This is a genomic window from Sporolactobacillus shoreae (assembly GCF_004684935.1).
In the GTDB taxonomy this organism is placed as follows: Bacteria; Bacillota; Bacilli; order Bacillales; family Sporolactobacillaceae; genus Sporolactobacillus; species Sporolactobacillus shoreae.
In genome coordinates this window covers 26237-48347 of sequence record NZ_SRJD01000004.1, presented here as the reverse complement: position 1 = coordinate 48347, position 22111 = coordinate 26237, and the positions used below count along the sequence as shown (strand labels likewise).

Annotated in this window: 22 protein-coding genes; 7 read left to right on the top strand and 15 right to left on the bottom strand. The window is 46.4% G+C overall.

Annotated elements, in window-relative coordinates:
• Positions 1-129: 129 nt before the first annotated feature.
• Positions 130-1293: a sporulation protein YhbH gene (gene yhbH, locus E4665_RS05000; protein WP_135347701.1), complete on the top strand. Its 1164-nt coding sequence runs from the start codon at positions 130-132 to the stop codon at positions 1291-1293.
• Between the two features lie 47 nt (positions 1294-1340).
• On the opposite strand, the gene lepB (E4665_RS04995) is transcribed toward yhbH, so the two are convergent.
• From lepB (E4665_RS04995) to E4665_RS04970, 6 genes are all read right to left on the bottom strand, one after another.
• On the bottom strand, positions 1341-1907 hold the full coding sequence (gene lepB, locus E4665_RS04995) for a signal peptidase I (RefSeq protein ID WP_135347700.1): 567 nt from the start codon (positions 1905-1907) through the stop codon (positions 1341-1343).
• Positions 1908-2063: 156 nt separating this feature from the next.
• Positions 2064-2624 (bottom strand): signal peptidase I, encoded by a 561-nt coding sequence (gene lepB, locus E4665_RS04990; RefSeq protein WP_135347846.1) that lies wholly within the window; start codon positions 2622-2624, stop codon positions 2064-2066.
• An 87-nt stretch (positions 2625-2711) separates the two neighbouring features.
• Positions 2712-4607, bottom strand: coding sequence for a PrkA family serine protein kinase (locus E4665_RS04985; RefSeq protein WP_135347699.1), 1896 nt, complete (start codon positions 4605-4607; stop codon positions 2712-2714).
• A 177-nt stretch (positions 4608-4784) separates the two neighbouring features.
• Positions 4785-5258, bottom strand: coding sequence for a tRNA (uridine(34)/cytosine(34)/5-carboxymethylaminomethyluridine(34)-2'-O)-methyltransferase TrmL (trmL, locus tag E4665_RS04980; protein WP_135347698.1), 474 nt, complete (start codon positions 5256-5258; stop codon positions 4785-4787).
• A 160-nt stretch (positions 5259-5418) separates the two neighbouring features.
• Positions 5419-6321, bottom strand: a complete 903-nt coding sequence (locus E4665_RS04975) for an amidase domain-containing protein (RefSeq protein WP_135347697.1) — start codon at positions 6319-6321, stop codon at positions 5419-5421.
• Positions 6322-6420: 99 nt separating this feature from the next.
• Positions 6421-6951: a methylated-DNA--[protein]-cysteine S-methyltransferase gene (locus tag E4665_RS04970; protein WP_135347696.1), complete on the bottom strand. Its 531-nt coding sequence runs from the start codon at positions 6949-6951 to the stop codon at positions 6421-6423.
• Between the two features lie 171 nt (positions 6952-7122).
• On the opposite strand from E4665_RS04970, the gene E4665_RS04965 reads away from it, so the two are divergent.
• Positions 7123-7791: a B3/B4 domain-containing protein gene (locus tag E4665_RS04965; protein ID WP_135347695.1), complete on the top strand. Its 669-nt coding sequence runs from the start codon at positions 7123-7125 to the stop codon at positions 7789-7791.
• A 42-nt stretch (positions 7792-7833) separates the two neighbouring features.
• Complete coding sequence (gene yvfG, locus E4665_RS04960) at positions 7834-8079, top strand: protein YvfG (protein ID WP_135347694.1); 246 nt, start codon at positions 7834-7836, stop codon at positions 8077-8079.
• A gap of 274 nt (positions 8080-8353) precedes the next feature.
• On the opposite strand, the gene E4665_RS04955 is transcribed toward yvfG, so the two are convergent.
• From E4665_RS04955 to E4665_RS04945, 3 genes are all read right to left on the bottom strand, one after another.
• Positions 8354-9076 carry a Crp/Fnr family transcriptional regulator gene (locus E4665_RS04955; protein ID WP_241654688.1) on the bottom strand — a complete coding sequence of 241 codons (723 nt, stop codon included), beginning with the start codon at positions 9074-9076 and terminating at the stop codon, positions 8354-8356.
• A 191-nt stretch (positions 9077-9267) separates the two neighbouring features.
• Complete coding sequence (gene odhB, locus E4665_RS04950; RefSeq protein WP_135347693.1) at positions 9268-10491, bottom strand: 2-oxoglutarate dehydrogenase complex dihydrolipoyllysine-residue succinyltransferase; 1224 nt, start codon at positions 10489-10491, stop codon at positions 9268-9270.
• 34 nt (positions 10492-10525) lie between these two features.
• On the bottom strand, positions 10526-13423 hold the full coding sequence (locus E4665_RS04945) for a 2-oxoglutarate dehydrogenase E1 component (RefSeq protein ID WP_135347692.1): 2898 nt from the start codon (positions 13421-13423) through the stop codon (positions 10526-10528).
• Positions 13424-13737: 314 nt separating this feature from the next.
• Here E4665_RS04945 and E4665_RS04940 point away from each other — a divergent pair, with 314 nt between their 5' ends.
• Positions 13738-14604, top strand: coding sequence for a CvfB family protein (locus E4665_RS04940; RefSeq protein ID WP_135347691.1), 867 nt, complete (start codon positions 13738-13740; stop codon positions 14602-14604).
• A gap of 61 nt (positions 14605-14665) precedes the next feature.
• Here the strand turns inward: E4665_RS04940 and E4665_RS04935 are convergent, their stop codons facing one another.
• The 3 genes from E4665_RS04935 to E4665_RS04925 all read right to left on the bottom strand — a co-directional run bounded on the left by E4665_RS04935 (position 14666) and on the right by E4665_RS04925 (position 17392).
• A complete protein-coding gene (locus E4665_RS04935) occupies positions 14666-15481 on the bottom strand; it encodes a metal ABC transporter permease (protein WP_135347690.1) in 816 nt (271 codons plus the stop codon).
• 71 nt (positions 15482-15552) lie between these two features.
• Positions 15553-16323, bottom strand: coding sequence for a metal ABC transporter ATP-binding protein (locus E4665_RS04930; RefSeq protein WP_135347689.1), 771 nt, complete (start codon positions 16321-16323; stop codon positions 15553-15555).
• Positions 16324-16489: 166 nt separating this feature from the next.
• Positions 16490-17392, bottom strand: coding sequence for a metal ABC transporter solute-binding protein (locus E4665_RS04925; protein WP_135347688.1), 903 nt, complete (start codon positions 17390-17392; stop codon positions 16490-16492).
• A 227-nt stretch (positions 17393-17619) separates the two neighbouring features.
• Between E4665_RS04925 and rpiB the strand changes: the two genes are divergently transcribed.
• A complete protein-coding gene (gene rpiB, locus E4665_RS04920) occupies positions 17620-18090 on the top strand; it encodes a ribose 5-phosphate isomerase B (protein ID WP_135347687.1) in 471 nt (156 codons plus the stop codon).
• A 338-nt stretch (positions 18091-18428) separates the two neighbouring features.
• Here the strand turns inward: rpiB and E4665_RS04915 are convergent, their stop codons facing one another.
• The gene (locus E4665_RS04915) at positions 18429-19343 is read right to left on the bottom strand and encodes a class I SAM-dependent methyltransferase (protein ID WP_135347686.1); all 915 of its coding nucleotides are present in this window, start codon (positions 19341-19343) and stop codon (positions 18429-18431) included.
• 213 nt (positions 19344-19556) lie between these two features.
• Between E4665_RS04915 and E4665_RS04910 the strand changes: the two genes are divergently transcribed.
• A complete protein-coding gene (locus tag E4665_RS04910) occupies positions 19557-19745 on the top strand; it encodes a hypothetical protein (protein ID WP_135347685.1) in 189 nt (62 codons plus the stop codon).
• A gap of 39 nt (positions 19746-19784) precedes the next feature.
• Complete coding sequence (locus tag E4665_RS04905; RefSeq protein WP_135347684.1) at positions 19785-20660, top strand: polysaccharide deacetylase family protein; 876 nt, start codon at positions 19785-19787, stop codon at positions 20658-20660.
• Positions 20661-20711: 51 nt separating this feature from the next.
• Here E4665_RS04905 and E4665_RS04900 read toward each other — a convergent pair whose 3' ends face one another.
• Together E4665_RS04900 and E4665_RS04895 are read right to left on the bottom strand one after the other, a co-directional pair.
• Positions 20712-21275 (bottom strand): hypothetical protein, encoded by a 564-nt coding sequence (locus E4665_RS04900; protein WP_135347683.1) that lies wholly within the window; start codon positions 21273-21275, stop codon positions 20712-20714.
• A 20-nt stretch (positions 21276-21295) separates the two neighbouring features.
• Positions 21296-21688, bottom strand: coding sequence for a hypothetical protein (locus E4665_RS04895; RefSeq protein ID WP_135347682.1), 393 nt, complete (start codon positions 21686-21688; stop codon positions 21296-21298).
• Between the last annotated feature and the right edge of the window lie 423 nt (positions 21689-22111).

Sequence of the window (22111 nt, the reverse complement as noted above, 5' to 3'; positions counted from 1 at the left end):
ACGCGCACGTGAACGATTAGTCCATTTTTTCCTCCAAGTGATTTTTAAGTCAAGTTTCGATCACTTCTTACATAGACTGAATTAATCAACCCTCATTGGCGGATGACAAAATTCAGGGAGGGAACGGCTGTGAAAAACTTTTTGATATCGGAAGAGCAGTGGGATCTTCACCAGAAAGGCGATCAGGATCAGCGCAGGCATGCCGAAAAAGTCAAAGAAGCGATCAGAAACAATCTGCCCGATCTGGTAAGCAGCGAAAACATCATCATGTCCGACGGGCAAAAGATGACGCGTATCCCGATCCGGTCATTGGACGAGTATAAGCTTCGGTACAATTTTGAAAAAACAAAGCATGTCGGCCAGGGAAAGGGCGACAGCAAAGTCGGTGATGTGATTGCCAGAGCGCCGGGCAAGCAAGCCGGCCAGGGTCAGGGTCCGGGAAAGGGGAAGGGCGCCGGAGACCGGCCGGGGATTGACTATTACGAAGCCAATGTATCCATTATGGAGATCGAAAATCTTTTTTTTAAAGAGCTCGAGCTTCCACACCTGAAAAGAAAACAGGAACCGGAAATTGTCGTGGACAGTATCGATTACCGGGATATCCGGCGGAAAGGGCTGATGGGCAATATCGATAAGCGCCGAACCATCCTTTCCGCAATCAAAAGAAACGCAAGCTCCGGCAAAGCACAGATTTACCCGATTCATGAAGAGGACTTGCGGTTCAAAACATGGGAAACGATCGTCAGGCCGGAAAGCAAAGCCGTCGTTCTGGCGATGATGGATACGAGCGGTTCGATGGGCGTCTGGGAAAAATACATCGCACGCAGTTTCTTCTTCTGGATGACCCGTTTCCTCCGAACTAAATATGAAAAAGTGTCCATTCAGTTTATTGCGCATCACACGGAAGCGACAGTGGTCAGTGAGGAGGATTTTTTCTCCAAAGGGGAAAGCGGAGGAACCATTTGTTCTTCCGCTTATGTGAAAGCCCTGGAACTGATTGACCAATCCTATCCACCGTCGAAATATAATATCTATCCCTTTCATTTCTCGGATGGCGACAATCTATCCTCCGATAATCCGAAATGTGTCCGTCTCGTTAACGAACTCATGGAAATGACCGACTTTTTCGGGTACGGGGAAATCAACCCCTATCACCGGTCCAGCACATTGATGGGCGCTTATCGGAACATTAAAAACGAGGCTTTTCATTCGTATATCCTGAAGCAGAAAAGCGACGTCTACCACGCGATGAAGTATTTTTTTCAAAAGGATCAGGAAAATGCGGCTGTTTAACCTTCTAAATCATACAAAAAAGCGTTCCAAATCGGAGCGCTTTTTCACTATCTCTGAATGATTCCGAACGAATTCAACGGCCAGTAACGAAGATCAACCTTGCCGACAACCTTGCTTTCGCTGACAAAGCCTACTTCCGGGAAACGGCTGTCCACGCTGTTCTGCCGGTTGTCCCCCATCACCCATAATTTCCCCTTGGGTACCCTTGTCTCGCCTGTAAGACCCTTCAGGGTAAAATTCCAGGTCAGTTCGCCCGTCTTGTTTTCTTTTTTCAGCGAATCAAGAAACGGTTCATTGACCGGTTTATTGTTTATGTAAAGCTGATCATTTGTATATCTGATCGTGTCACCCGGCAGCCCGATCACCCTTTTGACATAGTCATTTGTTGGCGTCGCGTGAAAAATCACCACATCAAAGCGCCGGGGCTGTGAAAACCGGTAATTAATTTTGTTGACGATCAACCTGTCCCCGTTATGGAGCGTCGGCATCATGGACGGGCCGTCAACAATATAATTTCCGAGAATAAATGATCTCAGAATGATGACAATTAGTACGGCAAGACCAATGGCCCGGATCCAGGCCAAAAATTCATTTTTCTCTTTCTTTCTGCTCATCTTCTTTTCCGGACTCCCTGTCTCTCAATTCACAATCGCGGGCTTGAATAGTTCCTGATATTTACAGGCACCAACGAGTCACACTTCTGCACAAACTTTTGCGCATTTCAACATGAAAAGCGCCGGGACGGTTTGCCCAAAGCGCTTTACAGATTACTATTGAACCGGAACAACCAGATTTACCGTCCCCCATTCACCCATGGGCCAGTATCTGAAAGCGACTCTGCCGACGACTTTTTTCTCGCTGATGAAACCGAAATAGCGGCTATCCTCACTGTTTTGCCGGTTGTCACCCATCACCCACAGTTCACCTTTCGGGACACGAACGCTGCCTGTCAGACTTTGAAGGCTGAAATTATTCGTCAAATCCGTTCCCTTGGGCAATCTGCTTTTATAGCGATTCAAATACGGTTCGCTAACCGGTTTTCCGTTCACATAAAGCTGATCATTTTTGTATACAATGGTGTCGCCCGGCAGCCCTATAACACGTTTGACATAATCATCTGTCGGTGTCGCATGAAAAACAATAATGTCAAACCGGTGAGGCTGACCAAATGTATAGCCGATTTTACTGACGATCAGGCGGTTGCCATCCTGAAGCGTCGGCATCATCGACTCACCCTTAACAATATAGTTACTGAAAACAAACTGACGGACAAGCGCCACGACAATCAGGGCAATCACAATAGCCTTGATCCAACTCCATATCTCTTTCATAATGCTCATCGACTGCCCCTTTGCTTTGCAGAAGCAAACCGCCCGTCTTTCATTTTCGGCTGCCGAAGTAAAGGAAGCATCCGAAAATCAGCGATTTAACAAACTGCCTACATATCTTAATAGTTCGTTTGCTGAAGTAGAATTATAACCGTATTCGTCAACAAGACGCGCGATCACCTCATTGATCCGTTTTAACTGAGTCTCGTCAGGTGTCTTGCTGGAGGTCGTAATTTTTACAACATCTTTCAGATCGGCAAACAGCTTCTTCTGAATAGCCTCCCTCAACCGCTCGTGGGACTGATAATTAAAACGTTTGCCCTTTCGCGCGTACGCCGAGATGCGAATCAGAATTTCTTCTCTGAATGCCTTTTTTGCATTTTCAGAAATACCGATCTGCTCCTCGATCGACCGCATCAGTTTCTCATCGGGATCTACTTCGTCACCGGTAATCGGATCAAAGATTTTGTTGCTGTTGCAATACGCTTCTACATTATCCAGATAATTATCCATTAATGTTTTTGCCGATTCTTCAAAAGAATAAACAAAGGCCTTCTGTACTTCACTTTTCGCCATTTCGTCATATTCCCTGCGCGCAATGGCGATAAATTCAGTATAACGGTCTCGTTCCTCTTCGGCAATCGAAGGATGCTGATCCAGGCCCTCTTTTATCGAGCGGAGGATATCCAGCGCGTTGATTGAAGGGACTCCTTTTCTGATAATAGCTGAAGAGATCCTGTTGATGACATAGCGCGGGTCAATGCCGCTCATGCCTTCATCAGAAAATTCATTCTGAAGTTCTTTGATATCCGCAGCATTATAGCCTTCAACAATTTCACCATCATAAAGCCGCATTTTCTTTACAAGATCAATACCCCGGCTTTTGGATTCTTTCAAACGTGTCAGAATGGAGAAAACGGCCGCCGTCCGGAGCGCATGCGGTGCGATATGGACCTTCGCCACATCGCTCTCTGAAATCAGTTTCTGATAAATCTTTTCTTCATCACTGACCCTCAGATTATAAGGAACCGGCATAACAATCATACGTGAATGCAGCGCCTCATTTTTTTTATTGCTGATAAATGTCCGGTATTCTGTTTCGTTCGTATGCGCCACAATCAGTTCATCCGCCGAAATCAGTGCGAATCGGCCGGCTTTGAAATTACCCTCCTGAGTCAGTGAAAGCAAATGCCAGAGAAATTTCTCATCGCATTTCAGCATTTCCTGAAACTCCATCAGGCCGCGGTTAGCTTTATTCAGTTCACCGTCAAATCGGTAAGCACGGGGATCCGATTCCGATCCATACTCAGCAATTGTTGAAAAATCAATGCTGCCGGTCAGATCGGCAATGTCCTGGGACTTCGGATCAGACGGACTGAACGTCCCGATCCCAACACGCTTGTCTTCGGACAAAAAAATACGTTCAACAGGCACACTCTCGATCTTTCCGCCATATTCCTTTTCCAGCTTCATCGCATTCAGCGGCGAAAGGTTCCCCTCCACGCGGATACCCGTTTCCTGAAAGAAATCCTCGCGCAGATGAGGCGGAATCAGATGCAGCGGATCCTCATGCATCGGGCAGTCCTTGATCGCGTAGATCGCCCCTTCATCCGTCCATGAATACTTTTCAAGCCCGCGTTTCAGCATGGTTACAATCGTTGATTTCCCGCCGCTGACCGGCCCCATTAAGAGCAATATACGTTTTTTCACATCCAGCCTTTTTGCCGCCGGATGAAAGTACTCCTCAACCAGCCGTTCAATTGCGTCTTCAAGACCATAAATCTGTCCGTCAAAAAAGTGATAGCATTTGTGTCCGTCTTTTTCAGAAACACCCGCAGAAACAATCATCTGATACACCCTTGAGTGTGCCGACTGTGCAATCACCGGGTTTTTTTTCACCAATTCCAGGTAGTCTGCAAATGTTCCGTCCCATTTCAACTGTTCCTCGTAATCGCGGAATTGTTTCAGCTTATCAAGAAAGTTCATAAAATCCCCCCAGAAAAGATTAACCCAAGTACTAAAGTGTATGCGGGGATCCATCAATCTTTCATGAAATGTCTGAAGGCTTGTTCCGCTTAAGGCAAAAAACCGATCAGATTAGACTAAATGATCCAGAAAAAAATCATGGTTTCTCTCCGGATTTAAGCTTGCCCCGGACAAATCTCAGGTAAGGTCCGGAAACTGCTGCTGGCGCAGCGCTTCATAAATCATGATCGCGGCCGAGTTTGATAAATTGAGGGAACGAATCTTATCTGTCATAGGCAGGCGGACGCAGCGGTCACTGTATGTAGCAATGAAATCTTTAGGAAGTCCAGTCGTCTCGCGCCCGAAAAAGAAGAAATAATCTTTTTCAGGATCACTATAGTCATAGTCACTGTACGGCCGGCTACCATCTGTTTCCACAAGGTAGTATTCACCCTGCGGATGCTTTTCAAAAAAGTCTTCCAGCGAATCGTAATAGTGAAGATCAACCGATGGCCAGTAGTCCAGGCCGGCGCGTTTCAGATGCCGGTCATCCGTTGAAAAGCCAAGCGGCCGGATCAGATGCAGCGAACTGTGCGTACCGGCGCACGTCCGGGCAATATTTCCTGTATTCGGCGGGATCTGTGGCTGGTAAAGAACAACATGAATACTCATGATCCTGAGCACCTCTGAATTTTATCCGCCCTGCCTGATCAGGCAAGTTTTAGAATTTCCTTAAAATAGTTCTAAGCGCTAAAAAGCGGCCATAACGGCGGCCGTCTTTGTTCCAAATCTCAAAAAAAAGCTTCTTCATTATATCACATTCGAAGATAGTTCATGCCTCATCCTCGATATGAAAAAATTTATACTGGATTTTTTTTGTCCAGGCGGGCGAATCGGTGTAGGTCCAGTTTCGGTTCCGCGCGTCATACGTATGCGCATTAACCAGTGGCTGGCCTGACGGATCCAGAGCGGTGACGATTGTGTTATGATTCCAGTGGCCGTCCCCCTCAAAATCATAGCAAATGACATCTCCGGGAACCAGCTTCCAGGCATGATCCGCCTCAGTCGCACCGATGATATTGCCGCTCCGGCTCAGATACCAGCGGAAACTGTTGGCAACGGCCCAGCTGAAACTCCAGTTGGTTGGTGCGTGCCACCAGCCTCTACCGCGGACCGGCTGCCCCCAAACCGGAATATCACCGGCAAAGAGGCATTGCGAAATAAAATTTGTGCAGTCATTTTCCACATGAACAAAGCTCGGATTTCTCTGATTCCACCAGAGTTCTGCATAACGAACCGCTTTACGTCTGTCGTACCTACGCTGTTTGCCGCGCAGCCCGTCAAGGGGGTCATCGGCGAAATTCAATGGTTCAACCGGTTTCCCAGGGTTCAAAATGATAGTCATCCGGTCGGAAACAACATTCTCTCCACGCAGGACAGCCTGTCTCTCCTCTATCTTTTCTTCAAGGTAGAACTTCCCTTCCTGCCGGATCAGCCACTGGCAGTGCAGCTGATAATCAATCACGCGGTCTTCCCGTTTCATTTTCACCTGTTTTAATTTGGCGCGAACCACCGTTTTTTCAACTTCCGCCTGGTTGTCCTGAAACATCTGGCTTTTTCTCAAAAATCGCGCATGCTCATCAGGTGCGAGGATCAGGCCGGTGCGTTCCTCCTGATTCACCCACCACTCAGCCAGAGCACGGACGTGCCCCCGGAAGGCTTCCTGCCAATCCATTCCAATCCCCCGCTTTCCAGCCAGCCATTGCTTTACATGTATGCCTGATATGGTCGTTTCATGCAGGCGTGGCTTCGGGTTTGGGATCAGGGAAATATTTTATTCCATTACAGTCTCTGCTTTCTCCAGATGCAGCATCAGACGTTTTTTGTCCAGCCCTCCGCCGTATCCGATCAGTGACCCATCGGAGCCAATGACCCGATGGCACGGAATGACAATCGGAAGCGGATTTTTATTGTTGGCTCCGCCCACTGCCCGAACAGCCTTCTGATTCCCGACCGCAAGCGCAATTTCTTTATAAGTTTTGGTTTCCCCGTAAGGGATGTGCGCCAGCGCGGTCCAGACTTTTTTCTGAAACAGGGTCCCCTTCATCATCAGATTCAGATCGAATGATGTCCTTTCACCTGAGAAGTAGCCACGGATTTGATCCACAGCATCCGCCAGATCGTCTTCGCTCTCCCTGATTTCAACCGGAAGACCGACGGATTTTGCCCATTGTATCAAATGATCCTTCGTTTCGTTCAGCGTTCCGAAATCAATATGGCATAACTGCTTGTCATATGAAGCAAGAGTCAGCGGACCTGCCGGCGTATCAATGCCGGAAACAGACAGATAGTTTCTTTGAATCATTATCCGATCTCCTTTTTTTTCGGTTCATTTTCAGTATGACTTTACTTTTATTATAGAACATTCGTTCGTTTAAAGCTACTTTAAATTCGCTTAATCACCCCTTACAGAAATCGGAACCTGACGGCCTGTATATGGTAAACTGTAGGTAGAATAATTATCGGGAGGCGCGTCATGCTTGATCTTTCTGTCTCAACAAAACTGAAAAGTCTGGTCCCGGATTTCAAAGCGGGCGTCATCTGTTATCATCATATTGTTATTTCAGAGATGCCCCCAATGATTGCAGACAGGCTCCCGCTCTTTTATGAAAGCATACAACTGTCATTGGAAAGCCAGCCGTTCGGCGAGATTCCGGGCGTGAAGGAATGGCGGTCAGTCTTTAAAAAGGTGGGGACCGATCCGTCGCGATACCGCCCCTCTCAGGAGGCCTTGCTGAGAAAGATAAAGAAAGATGGGCAGCCGCACATGATTCATTCGGCCGTGGACCTGAACAATTTCTTCAGCGTCCAGTTCAGCATTCCCCTCGGAATTTATGATCTTGACCACGTCCGCACCCCTGTCCGAATCACTGTCGGCACCGCTAAAGACGAGTATGACGGATTGAACGGCAGAGTGATGAATATGGAAGATAAAATCGTTTCGGCAGACAGTGTAGGGGTATTCGGAAGCCCGATCGTCGACTCCAGACGCACCTGTGTCACAGAGCAGACGGAAAACGCGCTTCAGATCGTCTATCTCCGCCCTTCCATGCCTGATGAAGAGGTCCGGAAGCTGATCAGTAAAATAGCCGAAATGTTTACACAGGTCCACGGCGGAGAGAACGAATGGACAATCATTAGTTAGCATATAGTTCAACAATAACTAATCGCGCAAGGAGTGAAATCAATGGATTCAAATTTATTTAGTGTCGACTACTTCAAAGAGACGCTGCGTCTGCAGATCAATAAAAACAGCGACCGCTTTTCACCGAATCAGACATTGAACAGCTATTATCACACGGTCGTTTCAGCAATCATTCAGGACAGGATCAATAAAAATTTCGAGCTGATCCGCCGCATTCGCAATCTGGATGCCGCTTATAAGGCTGTCAAAGAAGAAATCGGCTTTCAGCAACAGCAACAACAGCAGTGAATAGATAAAAAGAACGCTGACAGTGAAAAAATCCCTGTCAGCGTTCTTTTTGTGCTCAACACTAAAAAATCGTTCCTTGCTTGATCGATAGAAATCGGTCTTTAGCGGCAAAAATCGGTCGTTAAGGGAGAGAAATCGGTCTTCAGAAGTCCCCGGCCACTCACGCGGAAAGCAAGCACATAGAGCGAAAAAGAGCAGACACGTTTAGCAGAGTCAATAACAAAAAGAGCGGCTTTGCCGGTTTCCCGAAAGTCGCTCTGAAGCTTTTCACATATCACAGACGGCAGATATTCATCGGGCATTTGTCCTCGCAGTGGCAGATCGCCTTGATATAATCCACGTCTTTGATCACGATCGAACCATGATAATAATTGATCGCCCCGTCGTTCTTCCACGCCTGCAGCATACGATTCACCGTTTCGCGTGTGGAACCGATCAGCTGCGCAAGATCGGAGTTTGTCAGATTGATCGAATAATGGATCCCGTCCGCTTCTTTTTTCCCATATCCGTGCGCCATGCGCAAAAGTGTTGAAGCGAGCGCACCGTTTTTCCCGTAAAAGAGAAGGTCGCGCAGCTTGATCTGTGTATACTTGCTCATCAGTCCGATCCATTTCATAAATTCGAAGGACAGGCTTGAGTTCGGCAGGAGCAGAGCTTCCAGGTCCCTTTCAGCAACAACACCAATCGTGCAGTTTGTCACCGCGTGCGCCGTAAATGAGTACTCCTCAAAGCCAAAGCATGCCAGCTCGCCGAACAGATCATTCGGTGTAAAGTAATGGAGCACAAGGTCTTTTCCGTCATAAGCCGATTTGTAAAGTTTCACGCGGCCTTTGATCAAATAATAGAGTTTGTCGGAAGGGTCGCCTTCCCAGTAAATGTTTGAGTCTTTCTTAAAGTCGGTCACACTCATGATCGACTTTATGGCGTTCAGGTTCTGTTCAGAGAACATCGTCGTATTGTTCATCTGTGCCTGTTCGAGGTCTGCCGCATTTTCCACACTAATCACACCTTTGTTTAAAGGCTAGCGCCAATCGACATGTCGCCTTTTCGCACTTAATTTTTTCTTAACTAATTATACTCGATAATTTCTTATTTTTGTACGATTTGTGTGACAAAAATCATACATATTAGAAAATGTGACAGAAACCCCATGTTTTCGCCTTTTTCTGAAACACTTGATTTTTGGCCTCAGCTTTCAAGAAGAAGCGTCTCAGGGTCTTCCAGCAGCTTCTTGACTGTCACGAGAAAACGGACTGCTTCACTGCCGTCCACAATCCTGTGGTCGTAGGACAACGCGATATACATCATCGGGCGAATTTCAATTTTATCTCCTTCAGGCGTCTCCACGGCTATCGGACGCTTTTTGATACCATGCATCCCGAGAATACCAACCTGTGGTGCGTTGATAATCGGTGTGGAGAGCAGCGATCCAAATGTCCCGCCGTTTGTAATTGTGAAAGTCCCGCCCTGCAGATCGCTCAGTGTCAGCTTGTTCGTCCGCGCTTTGACAGCAAGGTCTTTGATCGACCGCTCAATTTCCGCGAAGTTCAGCCGGTCGGCACCGCGGACGACTGGAACAACCAGCCCCTGATCGGTAGCTACAGCGATGCCGATATCATAAAACTTTTTGACCAGAATGTCTGTGCCGCTGATTTCCGCATTGAGTAGTGGAAAATTTTTCAGCGCGCCGACGACTGCTTTGGTAAAGAAAGACATGAAACCCAGCTTGACATCGTGCGCCTGCACGAAAGCTTCCTTGCGCCGGTTGCGCACGGCCATGATCGCAGTCAGATCGACTTCATTAAAAGTGGTGAGCATTGCCGCTTCATGCTGCGCAGCGACCAATTTGCTGGCAATGGTCTGGCGGCGGCGTGTCATTTTGATGCGTTCCACTGGTTTTTCCGGATCAGCCTCTGCCAATTCATCCGGAATCGACGTGTCTTCATAAGTTATTGGCTTTTCAGTTTGCCGAGCAATGTCCTCTGCACGGATGCGCCCGAGCGGATCATTTGTCTGCACGGTATCCAGATCAATTCCTTTTTCCCTGGCCAGTTTTCTCGCGGCGGGGGAAGCAATTTTACTCGCCGGTGCCGGGGTCTCCGGTACCTTTTCAGCAGGATCAATTTTTTCAATTTCAGAAGAAGATGCGCCGCCAGCCGCTTCCCCCTTTTCAGCGTTCTCATCATCGAGCAGCGCAATGACTTCACCGACTTCGACCGTGTCATCCACATTTTTCTCAATCTTTTTCAAAACACCCGCGTGTTCGGCACTGATCTGGATATTGACCTTGTCTGTTTCAATTTCGGCGATGTCGTCACCCTGATTGACCTGATTTCCGACATCGACCAGCCACCTGACAATGGTTCCTTCTGTAATTGACTCTGCAAGTTCCGGCACTTTGACTTCAATCATCCTGATCCCCTCCCGAATCGCAAACAATCTATTTTCAATTTCTATGCAAAGTTTCAGCGATAATCCTTTTTTGTTCCAGCTTGTGAAATTTCGGTTCTCCGGTCGCCGTGCTCGACCGCTCCGGCCGCCCGATATAATTCAACCGGACGCCTTCGGGACTAGCGGAACGGATATGAGGCTCGATGTAATTCCACGCACCCATATTTTTCGGTTCTTCCTGCAGCCATACAATTTCTTTCAGCTGCGGATATCGGCTCAGAAGGCCTTTGATCTCCTGTTCCGGAAATGGGTAAAGTTCCTCGACACGCAGGATTTTCAGCCAATCCAGGTTCTCATTCAGGGACTCAATTTCCACCGCTAGATCCACGGCGACTTTTCCACTGCAGAGTGCCACACGCTCCACTTTTTCCGGTGCACCGGAAGTCAGTGGCTCTTCAAGCACACTCTTGAAACAGCCGTCAGACAGATCTGCCGGAATTGAAGTCGCTTTCGGATGCCGGAGCAGGCTCTTGGGCGACATAATTACAAGCGGCCGGACCAGGTCCGTGTTGAGAATGGCCGCCTGCCGGCGCAAAATGTGGAAGTACTGGGCGGGAGTGGTGAGGTTGGCCACCACCCAGTTATTTTCCGCCGACAGCTGCAAAAATCGTTCCAGACGTCCGCTGGAGTGTTCCGGCCCCATGCCTTCATAGCCATGAGGAAGCAAAATGACAAGCCCTGACTTTTGCCCCCATTTGGCGCGGCCCGCCGTCACAAACTGATCGAACATGACCTGGCCGACATTGGCAAAGTCGCCGAACTGTGCTTCCCAGAGAACCAGTGTTTCGGGAGCGAAAACATTGTACCCGTACTCAAAACCGATCACCGCTGTTTCGGAAAGAGGACTGTTGTGAATGTCAAAAGACACATTCACATTTTTCATATGATGATATGGCGTATAGCGGGCTCCCGTCGCCACATCGTGAAGCACCGCGTGACGGTGGGCGAATGTCCCGCGCTCCACGTCCTGTCCGGTAAAGCGGATCGGCGTGCCGTCGTGGAGAATCGAAGCGAACGCAAGGGATTCCCCTGTTCCCCAGTCAATTTTATGCCCGGCATTCAGCGCTGTTTCCCGACGCCTCAGAATTTTTGCCAGTTTCGGATATACACGCAGATCTTCGGGCCAGTCAAGTAGCTCATCGTTCAATTCCCGGAGCTCGTCAACCGGAACTTTTGTCTGAATATGGCTGAGCGGTTCGGCCAGCTTTTTGGGAAAGGGCACTTCTTTAAGATCTTTTTCTTTATCGCGTGATGCATTATAGATCGCCTGAAACTTATCCGTCAGGTGAATTTTATACCGTGATACTACATCTTCCCCGACTAGCTTTTCTTTCTCCAGTTTCTTCAGATAAATATCGCTGACGGTCGGATGATTCCGGATAATCTGATAAAGAAGCGGCTGCGTCGCCGAAGGGTCATCCGACTCATTGTGCCCGTAACGCCTGTAACCGCACAAATCGATCAGAAAGTCTTTGCCAAATTTTTTCCGATATTCATAAGCAAGCGTGATTGCGCTCAGGCACGCTTCCGGATCGTCCGCGTTAACATGGACGATTGGGATTTCAAATCCCTTGGCGAGATCACTGGCGTAGGCGGTCGAACGCTCGTCCTCCTGATCCGTAGTAAATCCAAGCTGATTGTTTGCGATAATGTGAATGGTGCCCCCCGTATTGAAACCCTTCAGTCTGCTCAGATTGAGCGTTTCCGCGACGACCCCTTCCCCTGGGAAAGCCGCGTCGCCATGGATCATAATCGGCACCGCTTTTTCTGTATTCTGGACAGGAAAGCCTTTCACCCTCCGGTCATCCTGAGCCGCGCGGGCATAGCCTTCAATGACGGGATCGACAGCCTCCAGATGGCTCGGGTTATTGGCCAAGGTCAGGCGCACCTGAAATTCAGACTCTTTTCCCTCATTCTCCTCCGTGTACTGAAGTAAATATTTTTTATGGCTGTCTTCAATGGACCGGGCCGCGCCCAAATGGTATTTAACGTCGCCTGTCCATCCGTAATTGATCCCCTTCGATCCTTCCGAAGGCACCATGCTTTTGATCGGAGCGTGGACGAATTCCGCAAGAATTTTTTCGTAAGGTTTGCCCAGAATATGTGCGAGAACACTCAGCCTGCCGCGGTGAGCCATACTGATCATGACCCGTTTCGCCCCGTCTCCCACGCTGTATTGGATCAGCTTATCCAGCATCGGCACCAGCACATCCAGCCCTTCGATCGAGAAGCGTTTCTGCCCGACGAAGGTTTTATGAAGGAATCGTTCAAAGGTTTCTACCTTGACGAGTTCCTTTAAAAGATCCTTTTTTTCAAGGTCGGTACACACATACTGGAAACGTTCGCTTTCAACCGCACTGTTCAGCCACTTTTTTTCATCCAGATCCTGTACATGGGAAAACTCATACGCCAGCGACCGTGAATAGAGATTTCGCAGATAATTGACCACATCCAATGCGTTTCGCACACGATCCGGTGCGGCCGGCCAGATGACCTTTGATGGAATCGCTTTCATTTTTCTGGGCGAAAGATTAAAAGAAGCCAGATCCATTAAATGTGTTTCAATCACATGATGATTGCGCAGCGGATTGACATGGGCAAGCAGATGACCGTATGCCCGAATACGTTCCGCGAGGCGTACGGCGCCAACAACCTGGGACAACTCAAATTCGCTTTCCGCAGAGCTGTATGTTTGTTCATTTCGGAAATCTGGCGGTACGCTGCTGTCTTTTGGTCTTCCCAGTTTGTCAAAAAGTTTTTTCAGAGTCTTATCCACTGTTGCCGGGTCATCAAGATATTTGTCATACTGTTCATCAATGTAAGCAAGATTCAGTCCGGAGAAACCTTGCCAGGGATTCGTTCGACTTAACGTATTCAGTTCAAAGGCTGACACTGTACATCGCTCCCCATCAATCGATTGTTTGACCTGAAAACAAATGATTGTCTTACGGTTTTCTTGTAGATTCATTTTAACACAGCACATTTGAAGTTTAAATTGTTACGATATTATGAAATAATGATTTTTTGTAATCGTATTCATTCGTTTAGAAGTCTTCACCTATTGACATACTCATCATATGTATTTTAAAGGGATCTGAGTAGGCAAGAAGCGTTTTTTGAATCCCGGTGTGGCATGCTATAATAAGGAATAAGCGCTGATTCCGGACCCTGACTCGGGAAACCGGATCGGGGAAAGAAGGCATAAATTTGGACGAGCTGAAAGCGGGGACTGTAGTCACCCTCAATTTTTCACATAAAGCGCCATTCGGCTATTTTCTGACCGATGGCAAACAGGAGATACTGCTTCACGAAAATGATGCCGCCGGACCTGTCGACGAGCAAGCGCCCTTGAAGGTTTTCCTGTATCAGGACCATCAGGGCAGACTGGCTGCCACTATGAACATTCCGGACGTCCGGCTGGGCATGTACAACTGGGCGACCGCCGTTTCAATGCATAAAAAATACGGTGTGTTTGTCGATATCGGCATCAATAAAGACATACTGCTGTCGAAGGATGATCTTCCTGACGAGTGGCCAGACTGGCCGGAAGCGGGCGACAAGGTTTACGTCAGCCTGAAACTGGATAAAAAGGACCGTCTCTTTGCAAAGCTCGCCGATGAGTCGATCATGAATGTTATTTCCGTTCCCGCATCTGGGGAAATGCTTAACAAAGATGTCGACGCAACGGTTTATCGGCTACTGCTCGAAGGCGCGCATTTCATCACAGATGACGGGTTTCTCGGATTTCTTCACCAGAAAGAAACGAACGGGAGGATTCGCGTCGGGCAGGTGATACACGGCCGGGTGATTGATGTGAAAGAAGACGGATCGATCAATCTGTCAATGCATCCGAGAAGCTACGAATTGATTGATGAGCATACCGCCGCCATCCTTCACTACATGGAAGGCCGTGGCGGGGCCATGCCTTTTTCAGACAAAAGCCTGCCCGAGGACATCAGAAATCAATTTTCAATCAGCAAAGGCGATTTCAAGAAAGCACTCGGAAAACTGATGAAGGAGAAAAAACTCTATCAGGAAGAGGGCTGGAGCTACTTTACGGAAGTGAAAAAGTAAATCATAATGAAAAAGAACTCCGCATTGGAGTTCTTTTTCTATTCAGAAGCTGAAGCAAAGATTACGCTGTTTCAGCGCCACGGCGTCTTCTTATAATCGCTTGAAAAGCCATGCCTATAAAATAGACGGCCGCATCAAACGCAACAATAAAAAAGCTGACCGGGGCATTGGTATAATAACCGGCGGTGAGGCCGAACCAGACGCCCAGTATGGCAATCAGTGAAGAGAGCAGGATCATCCCAAAAATTGACTGGGTAAAGAACCTTGCCGCAGCAGCGGGGACGGTCATCAAGGCGAAAACGAGCAGCGCGCCGACAATCTGGACTGTGGCGCTGACGGCAACGGCCATCAGCAGCAGAAAACCGATGGAAATCCAGCGGATCGGAAGCCCCGCGGCCTCAGCCCCGACCTGATCAAACGAGTCGAACTTGAGCCAACGATATCCGGCGCCGAGAACAAGGATCACGAAGATGGTAATAACGACAATAAGCCAGATATCCTGCAAATCAATGCCGACAACACTGCCAAAAAGCAGGGTTCTGGAGTAATTGCCCTGGACGTTCCCCAACGACAAAAATAAAATTCCGAGAGCAAGCGCGAGACTGAGAATTACGCTGATTGAAGCGTCCCTGCGGAACATTCGGACACCCATCTGCCCGACGCCAAGCGCACCCAGGAGAGTAAAAGCGAGCAACCCGGCCAGCGGATCAATACCCGCGTAAGCGGCAAAAGCTGCGCCGGCAAAGCCAATATGTGAAAGAGTATGTGCGATAAAAGAAAGAGACCTGGCGACAATAAAAACGCCGATCACCCCGCACATGACCGCAATCAGCGTTCCAGCTATAAAGGCGTGCTGCATGAAATCATATTGAAACATCTTTTTCCCTCCAAAAAATGACACAACCGATAGGTCATGACCCCAACGGTTTCTTAAATTGCCGAAGACCATTACCTTGGAGAAGCCGAAAGAGACAGCCCCGCCGATGGAGATTTTTGCTGAAGAGCCCCATCCGCTTCAGAGGATATGGACTGATAAACGTTTTTCAGCATGGCCTGATCGTTAAGTATCTCCTGCTTCGTTCCGGTTTTGTAAAAGCCACGCGACATAAGCAGAACGCGATCCGCATATTTTCTGACCAGCTCCAGATCATGGCTGATAAAAATTACGGAAACACCCCAGTCGCTTGCTGCTTTCTGAACAAGCTCCATCATCCGCTCCTGGGCGTCCGGATCAAGATTCGCTGTGGATTCATCCAGAAGCAGCAAATCCGGATGACGCACAAGTGCCTGCGCCAGAAAAACACGTTGGCGTTCTCCGCCGGACAATTTACCGATGGGTTTCCTGGCAAAACGGTCCGTATCTGTGAAACTCATGATCTCCCTCAATACTTTTCTCTCCTGCATGGAAGGCCACGGGAAGAATCCGGAAAGCTGTCCGAGTGAAACAAAATCCCTGGCGCTGATCGGCGTTTCATCATCAATAACACGCGATTGCGGCACATACCCGACAACTGTCTTACTCTCGTCGTCAAGCACTATTCTTCCATTCTGAGGCTGGATTAATCCTAGAATGGATTTCAGCAAAGTGGATTTTCCTGCTCCGTTCGGTCCGATAACGGCAAACATTTCACCTGCGGAAACATCAAAAGAAAGATCGTTCAGTACTTCTTCCCCATTAAAACTTACCTGAAGATGACTGACCCGGACTCTATGAAGCATCGAAAAACCTCCCTCACTGGCATTTGAACTTCTCTGAATCTCGCAATCTATATGTAAATCAACAAAGTCGTATCCTAGATATAAAAACATGTCACTTTGATAAATAGTAATTATTTCGATTTGCTTTGTCAAGCTTGAAATACTTCGGCGCATGATCCATTCATTACTACCTGTTCTGTATCGATTCAATTTGCTTCAGCTGATCCATCATCCAGTTTTTGTAGTCCTTTCCCGTGGGCAGGGTCTCAGTCACCTTGATCACCGGAACGCCATATTTTTCAGCTAAAGTCATCATGTTTTTCACAGTCGGACTGATTGCCTGAGTATTGCTGACCAGGAACGCGATCCGCTTTTCTTTGATGTCCTTCTGCATGTCCGCAATGTCTTTCGGTGAAGGGTCCGATCCCTGTTCTACGGCAACTTCAAAATGGTTATTCGCCACTTTATAGCCCATGGCAGTCAGCGCATAGTCAAATACCGGTTCGGAAACATCCACCCGTTTACCGTCCGACTTTTTGCTCAGCTTTTCAATTTCATCTTTAATCGATTTGATACTATCAATATATTTGACGGCGTTTTCCCTGTATTCAGCGGCATGCTTCGGATCGATTTTCGCCAATTTTCCGGCCAGATCCTCCGCCAGCTTCGGCATGGTCTCCGGCTGATACCAGAGATGTTCATTAACCCCGTCCTTTTTATTTAACAAGTCCTCACCGACGCGGACGACTGTCTGATTGCTGTGGCCAGTGGCTAGATTATCCATCCATCCGTCGTAGCCGATGCCGTTATACACAACCAGTTTTGCCTGGCTCACTGCTTCCGCAGTCCCCGTCGTCGGCTCATAATCATGCGGATCTATGTTCGGACTATTAATGATTGAAGTAACATGTACATGATTTCCGCCTACCGCCCTGGCTACTTCCCCATAAAAGTCCTCCGCAGCGACAACATTAATTTTCGATCCCGCACTGTTTGAGGCTGCGCCGCCACATCCTGAAAGGACTCCAATTAATAAAATAAACGCGCCAAATAAAAAAGCAGACCGTTGAGCAAACCTAGATATTCCCATTCCTAAAAAGCCTCCAATTCAGTATCCCGTTTTAAATCGTAATAATTCCTATTTAACTTCTACAATTAAAAATAGTAACCATTACGTTTTAACTTGTCAAGAAAAACCTTACAAGAACCTTCACACAGCCTGATCTTGACTGAAGTGTTTCAAAGCTATAAGTTAATGATGTTGTAATGCTTTACATATCCGCAGATTATCAAATTATTATAATGGAGGAATGTTCATTGAAAATCGCAATGGCAAGTGACCACGCCGGATTTGAACTCAAAGGTGAAATCAAGGCATGGCTTGAAAAGGAAGGGCATGAAGTGATCGATTTTGGCACGGACAGCAAGGAATCCTGTGACTTGTCGGATTATGTCTACCCGGCATCGCTCGCCGTCGCCAAAGGTGAAGCAGACCGCGGTATTTTCGTTGACGGTGTCGGCTACGGCAGCGCGCTGATTGCGAACCGCATCTATGGCTTGAACGCCGCTGTCTGCCAGGATCCGTTCTGCGCCAAGCTTGCCCGGCAGCACACCGACAGCAATGTGCTCTGTATCGGCGGAAAAATCATCGGTTCAGGTATCGCCCTTGAAATCGTCGACGTCTGGATGCACACCGATCCGATCACGGATGTTGATAAATATGTCCGCCGCGTGAAAAAAGTACAGGAGATCTCAGAGAAACATCTGAAGAAACTCTCGGAAATCTGAACAGCCAATCATGGATTGAGAAATAGCCGGAGTGATAAGCGCTGATGCGTGCCCTTCTCTCCGGCTATTATTTTGATCAGTAAAGTGTGTGCGCCAGATCTTCGAGTTGCTCCTATATGCTTGGAAGTCGCTCCTAATTCGTGAAAAGTCGATCTTAACTCTTCATTTGTCGCTCCTAACTCGTCACAACTCGCTCCTAATCCGGTTGAACTCGCTCCAAAAAAAATTGAGAAAGAAGAAAAAGAGTGATTTGATACTGCGCAACAGTAAGAAACATTTATTTCATAAAAAGCCGACAGCCCGACCTGTTATCAGGACTGAGCTGTCAGTTTAATAGGTTAATTTTTTACTGCGTGAGTATAATGAATCGTTTCAAAAGCCGACAGATAATCGTTTCGGTTAGCAAAGTAAGCCTCATTAATTTCATTTGGTGATAGATGTTCATAAATGAGTAACCCTGATTTGTCTAGTAGGTTTTCAACCTCATCATAAGAAAAACATGACTTCATTGGTTCACCACAGCCATTTGCTGCTTTTATCATGTTTGCTACTCTGTTCGATCTTCCTTTTGTGTCAAATAATGTTTCATCTGCGTAATCAAAAACTATGGAACTTCCCTTTGGAATCTTAGCAAACAGGTTTTGAATTAATTTTGCATTTTCTTCTTTAGTTAAATAATAAGAAACACCTAAAAGGCTAAAGAATGTTTTTTTGTCCTCAAATCCTTCCGTTATCAAATTTTGATAAGTAACTGTATTTGTGAAGTCCATAGAAACAAAATGAAGATTGTCCGGAATCTCCAAATGAGCGTCTGCCAATCGCTTCTTCTTAAACTCTTGTGATGATGGATGATCAACTTCAAATATTTCTATGTTATTTTTCAATTCTGGGTGACGGAAACAAAAAGTATCCAGTCCAGCTCCGAGTATGACATATTGTTTTAACCCTAATTTTACTTCGTTAAGCAATACTTTCTCACAATATGCTGCCCGTGCTAAAGGAGTCGGTGAAAGTTGAACTTGTGTCACCCATTTTAGTATTTCTTCTGAATTTCCGTTGAACTTTTGAGCGATTTCTTTATTGAAGAACTCGATCCCCTGAACCATGTTCTTTTTAATGTCATTAAATTCATTTTGTGAGATTAAATCTTTAGCGATAAAGTCATCGAAGATTTTTGGCGTATCAAATTGACTATGGTAAGCACGACCAAAAGCAGATATTAATGAAGTTAAACTGGACTCATCTTGCTTCATGCAAGTGTCCTCCTTCTATAAAAATAAGATTCCCCTGGCCAGGAGAGCCTTATTTTATATCTATTATTATAAATAATCAATTGTAGCATAAATAAAATATTTTGTCAATTTTTACGTGCAAAAACTTTGTTGTCAATCAACAATCCTGACTGGCTATGTTTTTTTGGTTCAAATCCACTTATAATGAATCTAACAAAATGGAGGCGGTCGATCATGGCAACGTTCAGCTTAGGAACAATCATCTTTCAACTTGTTACGTTTGCTTTACTTCTCGCGCTTGTTTACTTCGTCATCAGGGGAATCATCTTTTTTACCGTACACCCAAGAGAAAGTAAAAAACAGAATGAAGAAATTCTGAAGAAGTTGACCGAGATTAGTGAGAAACTGGATAAGAATCATTAAAGCTTCAGGTTCCTTCAGAACAGAAAGGGATTGACGTCTATGAAAAAAATCTTTCTATTTTTAACGCTCATCCTCTGCCTCTCTCTAATTCTTTCCGGGTGTTCATTTCCCACTGGAAACACCAAGATGGAAAAGACGCAGAACAGTCATTCAACGGTTAAAGCAGCTGCTCCAGCTGATAAAAATAAGACAGCTGTGCCCAATACTCATCAATCTGAAACAGTCAATACTACAGGTTGGATCCATGTAGCGCATCCCGCACAAATTCCGATTCTGATGTATCACAGCATCTCTACCGGAGGCAACAGCCTGCATGTTTCTGCGGCAGAATTCAGCTCAGAAATGAAGTGGATCAAGGATCACGGCTATGAAACCCTGACCCCGGAAGAGGCCGACTTAATACTGACCAAGGATATGAAACCGAAAAAGAAGTGTGTTCTGATCACGTTGGACGATGGGTATCAGGACAACTACACCACCGCTTTCCCGATTCTGAAAAAATATCACATGCACGCAACGATATTCATGATCGGAAAATCGATTGGCCGGCACAATCACCTGACTAAGCCGGAAATGCTTCAAATGGCTGAAAACGGCATCTCCATTCAGAGCCACACCATCCACCATCTGGAGCTGAGCCTGCTTTCCAATGCGAATCAACAGGCGGAACTCGTTCAATCAAAACAGTTATTTGACCGGATACTCCACCAGAAAACGCTAATGATCAGCTATCCTTCAGGCCGCTATAACCCCGAAACGCTGAAACTTTCTGAACAGGCGGGCTATAAAATGGCCGTGACGACTGAACCCGGCGCCGCTTCGAGAACACAGGGGATGTTTGCGCTCCACAGAATCCGTATTGTCCCGGGCATGTCATTGATCGGTTTCGGAAGAATACTGGACCGTGCGAACTGATTTTTCGATTACACGGCAAAACTGGCAAAGACCGATTTCATTAATACACTTTCACACATTTTTAAGAATTGACTTTAAATAAGTTTCAATCACAAACTCCCGCTGGTGGTCATCACGAATATCCTTGCCTGAGTATTTAAAAAAGTCTTCCGCTTTAATCATCAGTGTCTGTAAAAATGAAATAATCTCAAAAGCCATCAGCTTTATTTCGAACTCGTTTTTTTCCCCACTGAAGTGCTCTTCCAAGAGTGGGATAATGTAATAGGGTAGATATATGTCCGCTTTTGTGAGCTCATAAATTGCCGTTGATTTCGTTAATGAATAGTACTGCATGGTTAGCTGACTTAAGTGTAAGAGCATTTGTAAAAGTCGATCGTAAGAAGAGTGATTTTTATTTTCAATGCTTATCCAGTCATCAGCAGCACTTTTTATTAACTGATTCACAGCAATACTGATTAATTCATCTTTTGAGCTAAAATAGTAATTTATCATCGCCAAATTGATTTTTGTCTTCTCAGCTATTTGTCTCGAAGTAATTTCCTCTGAGTGTCCACTTTCCAGCAACAGATCGATCGTGCCCTGGATAAGTTTTTGCTTCGCATCTGTCTTTGACATATATCCTCCGCACATTGATTCTATTCCGTTCTTGTTAATAATCGTCCAACGGTTCCTCCCATTACGGAACACGCACCTAAAACGACGATAAATATAATATAACCGTAACCCATATTTAGGGTAAAGAGGCCAATGCATGATCCTGCGGTAATTCCGAATGACTGTGAGGCGTGCATTAATGCTGTTTTATATCCTCTTTTGTTCATCATAATCCAACCGGCACCTGTACCCGCTGTGATAAAAAATAGCAGGATCGTTCCGACCGTCACCCAACGGACATCTGTAGGAGTTTCATGGATCCAATTTTTATCCTGCAGTTGAAAAAGAAGAAAAATAATGCCATCAATAACTAAACCGACAAAACAACCAAATCCGCTTAAAATTTGAACCATTCTGGGACTTTCTTTTTTCATTACGTTCCCCTGCCTTTCCACATAAATTAAACAATTATTAAACGCGTTTAATTTATGCGAATTTCAACTATTTGTCAACCTTTTTTCAGGTATCCAAGTTCGTGCACATTTCTCTCTGAAATAAAAAGTAAGCATTATGGCTGAAATAATTAAATCTTTTTAGAGATTTTTCAGTGTACACAAAAAAGAGAATTGCCTGACACAATGAATTGACAAAGCCACCGCCGTTGTCTATGATGTAGCTACCATCAATGGAGCCGGAGGGCTTTATTGACCGGCTGGATTGTTCCACAGGGAGCAGTCAGCTGTACAAGATGAGAATAGAGCAGTGAGTGAGTAGAGTTGAGAAGAGCCGAGGATACTTTTACTTTTTTGCGCACACAACGTGTTGCGTCTCCCGCATAACACCACCATCCTTCTTCA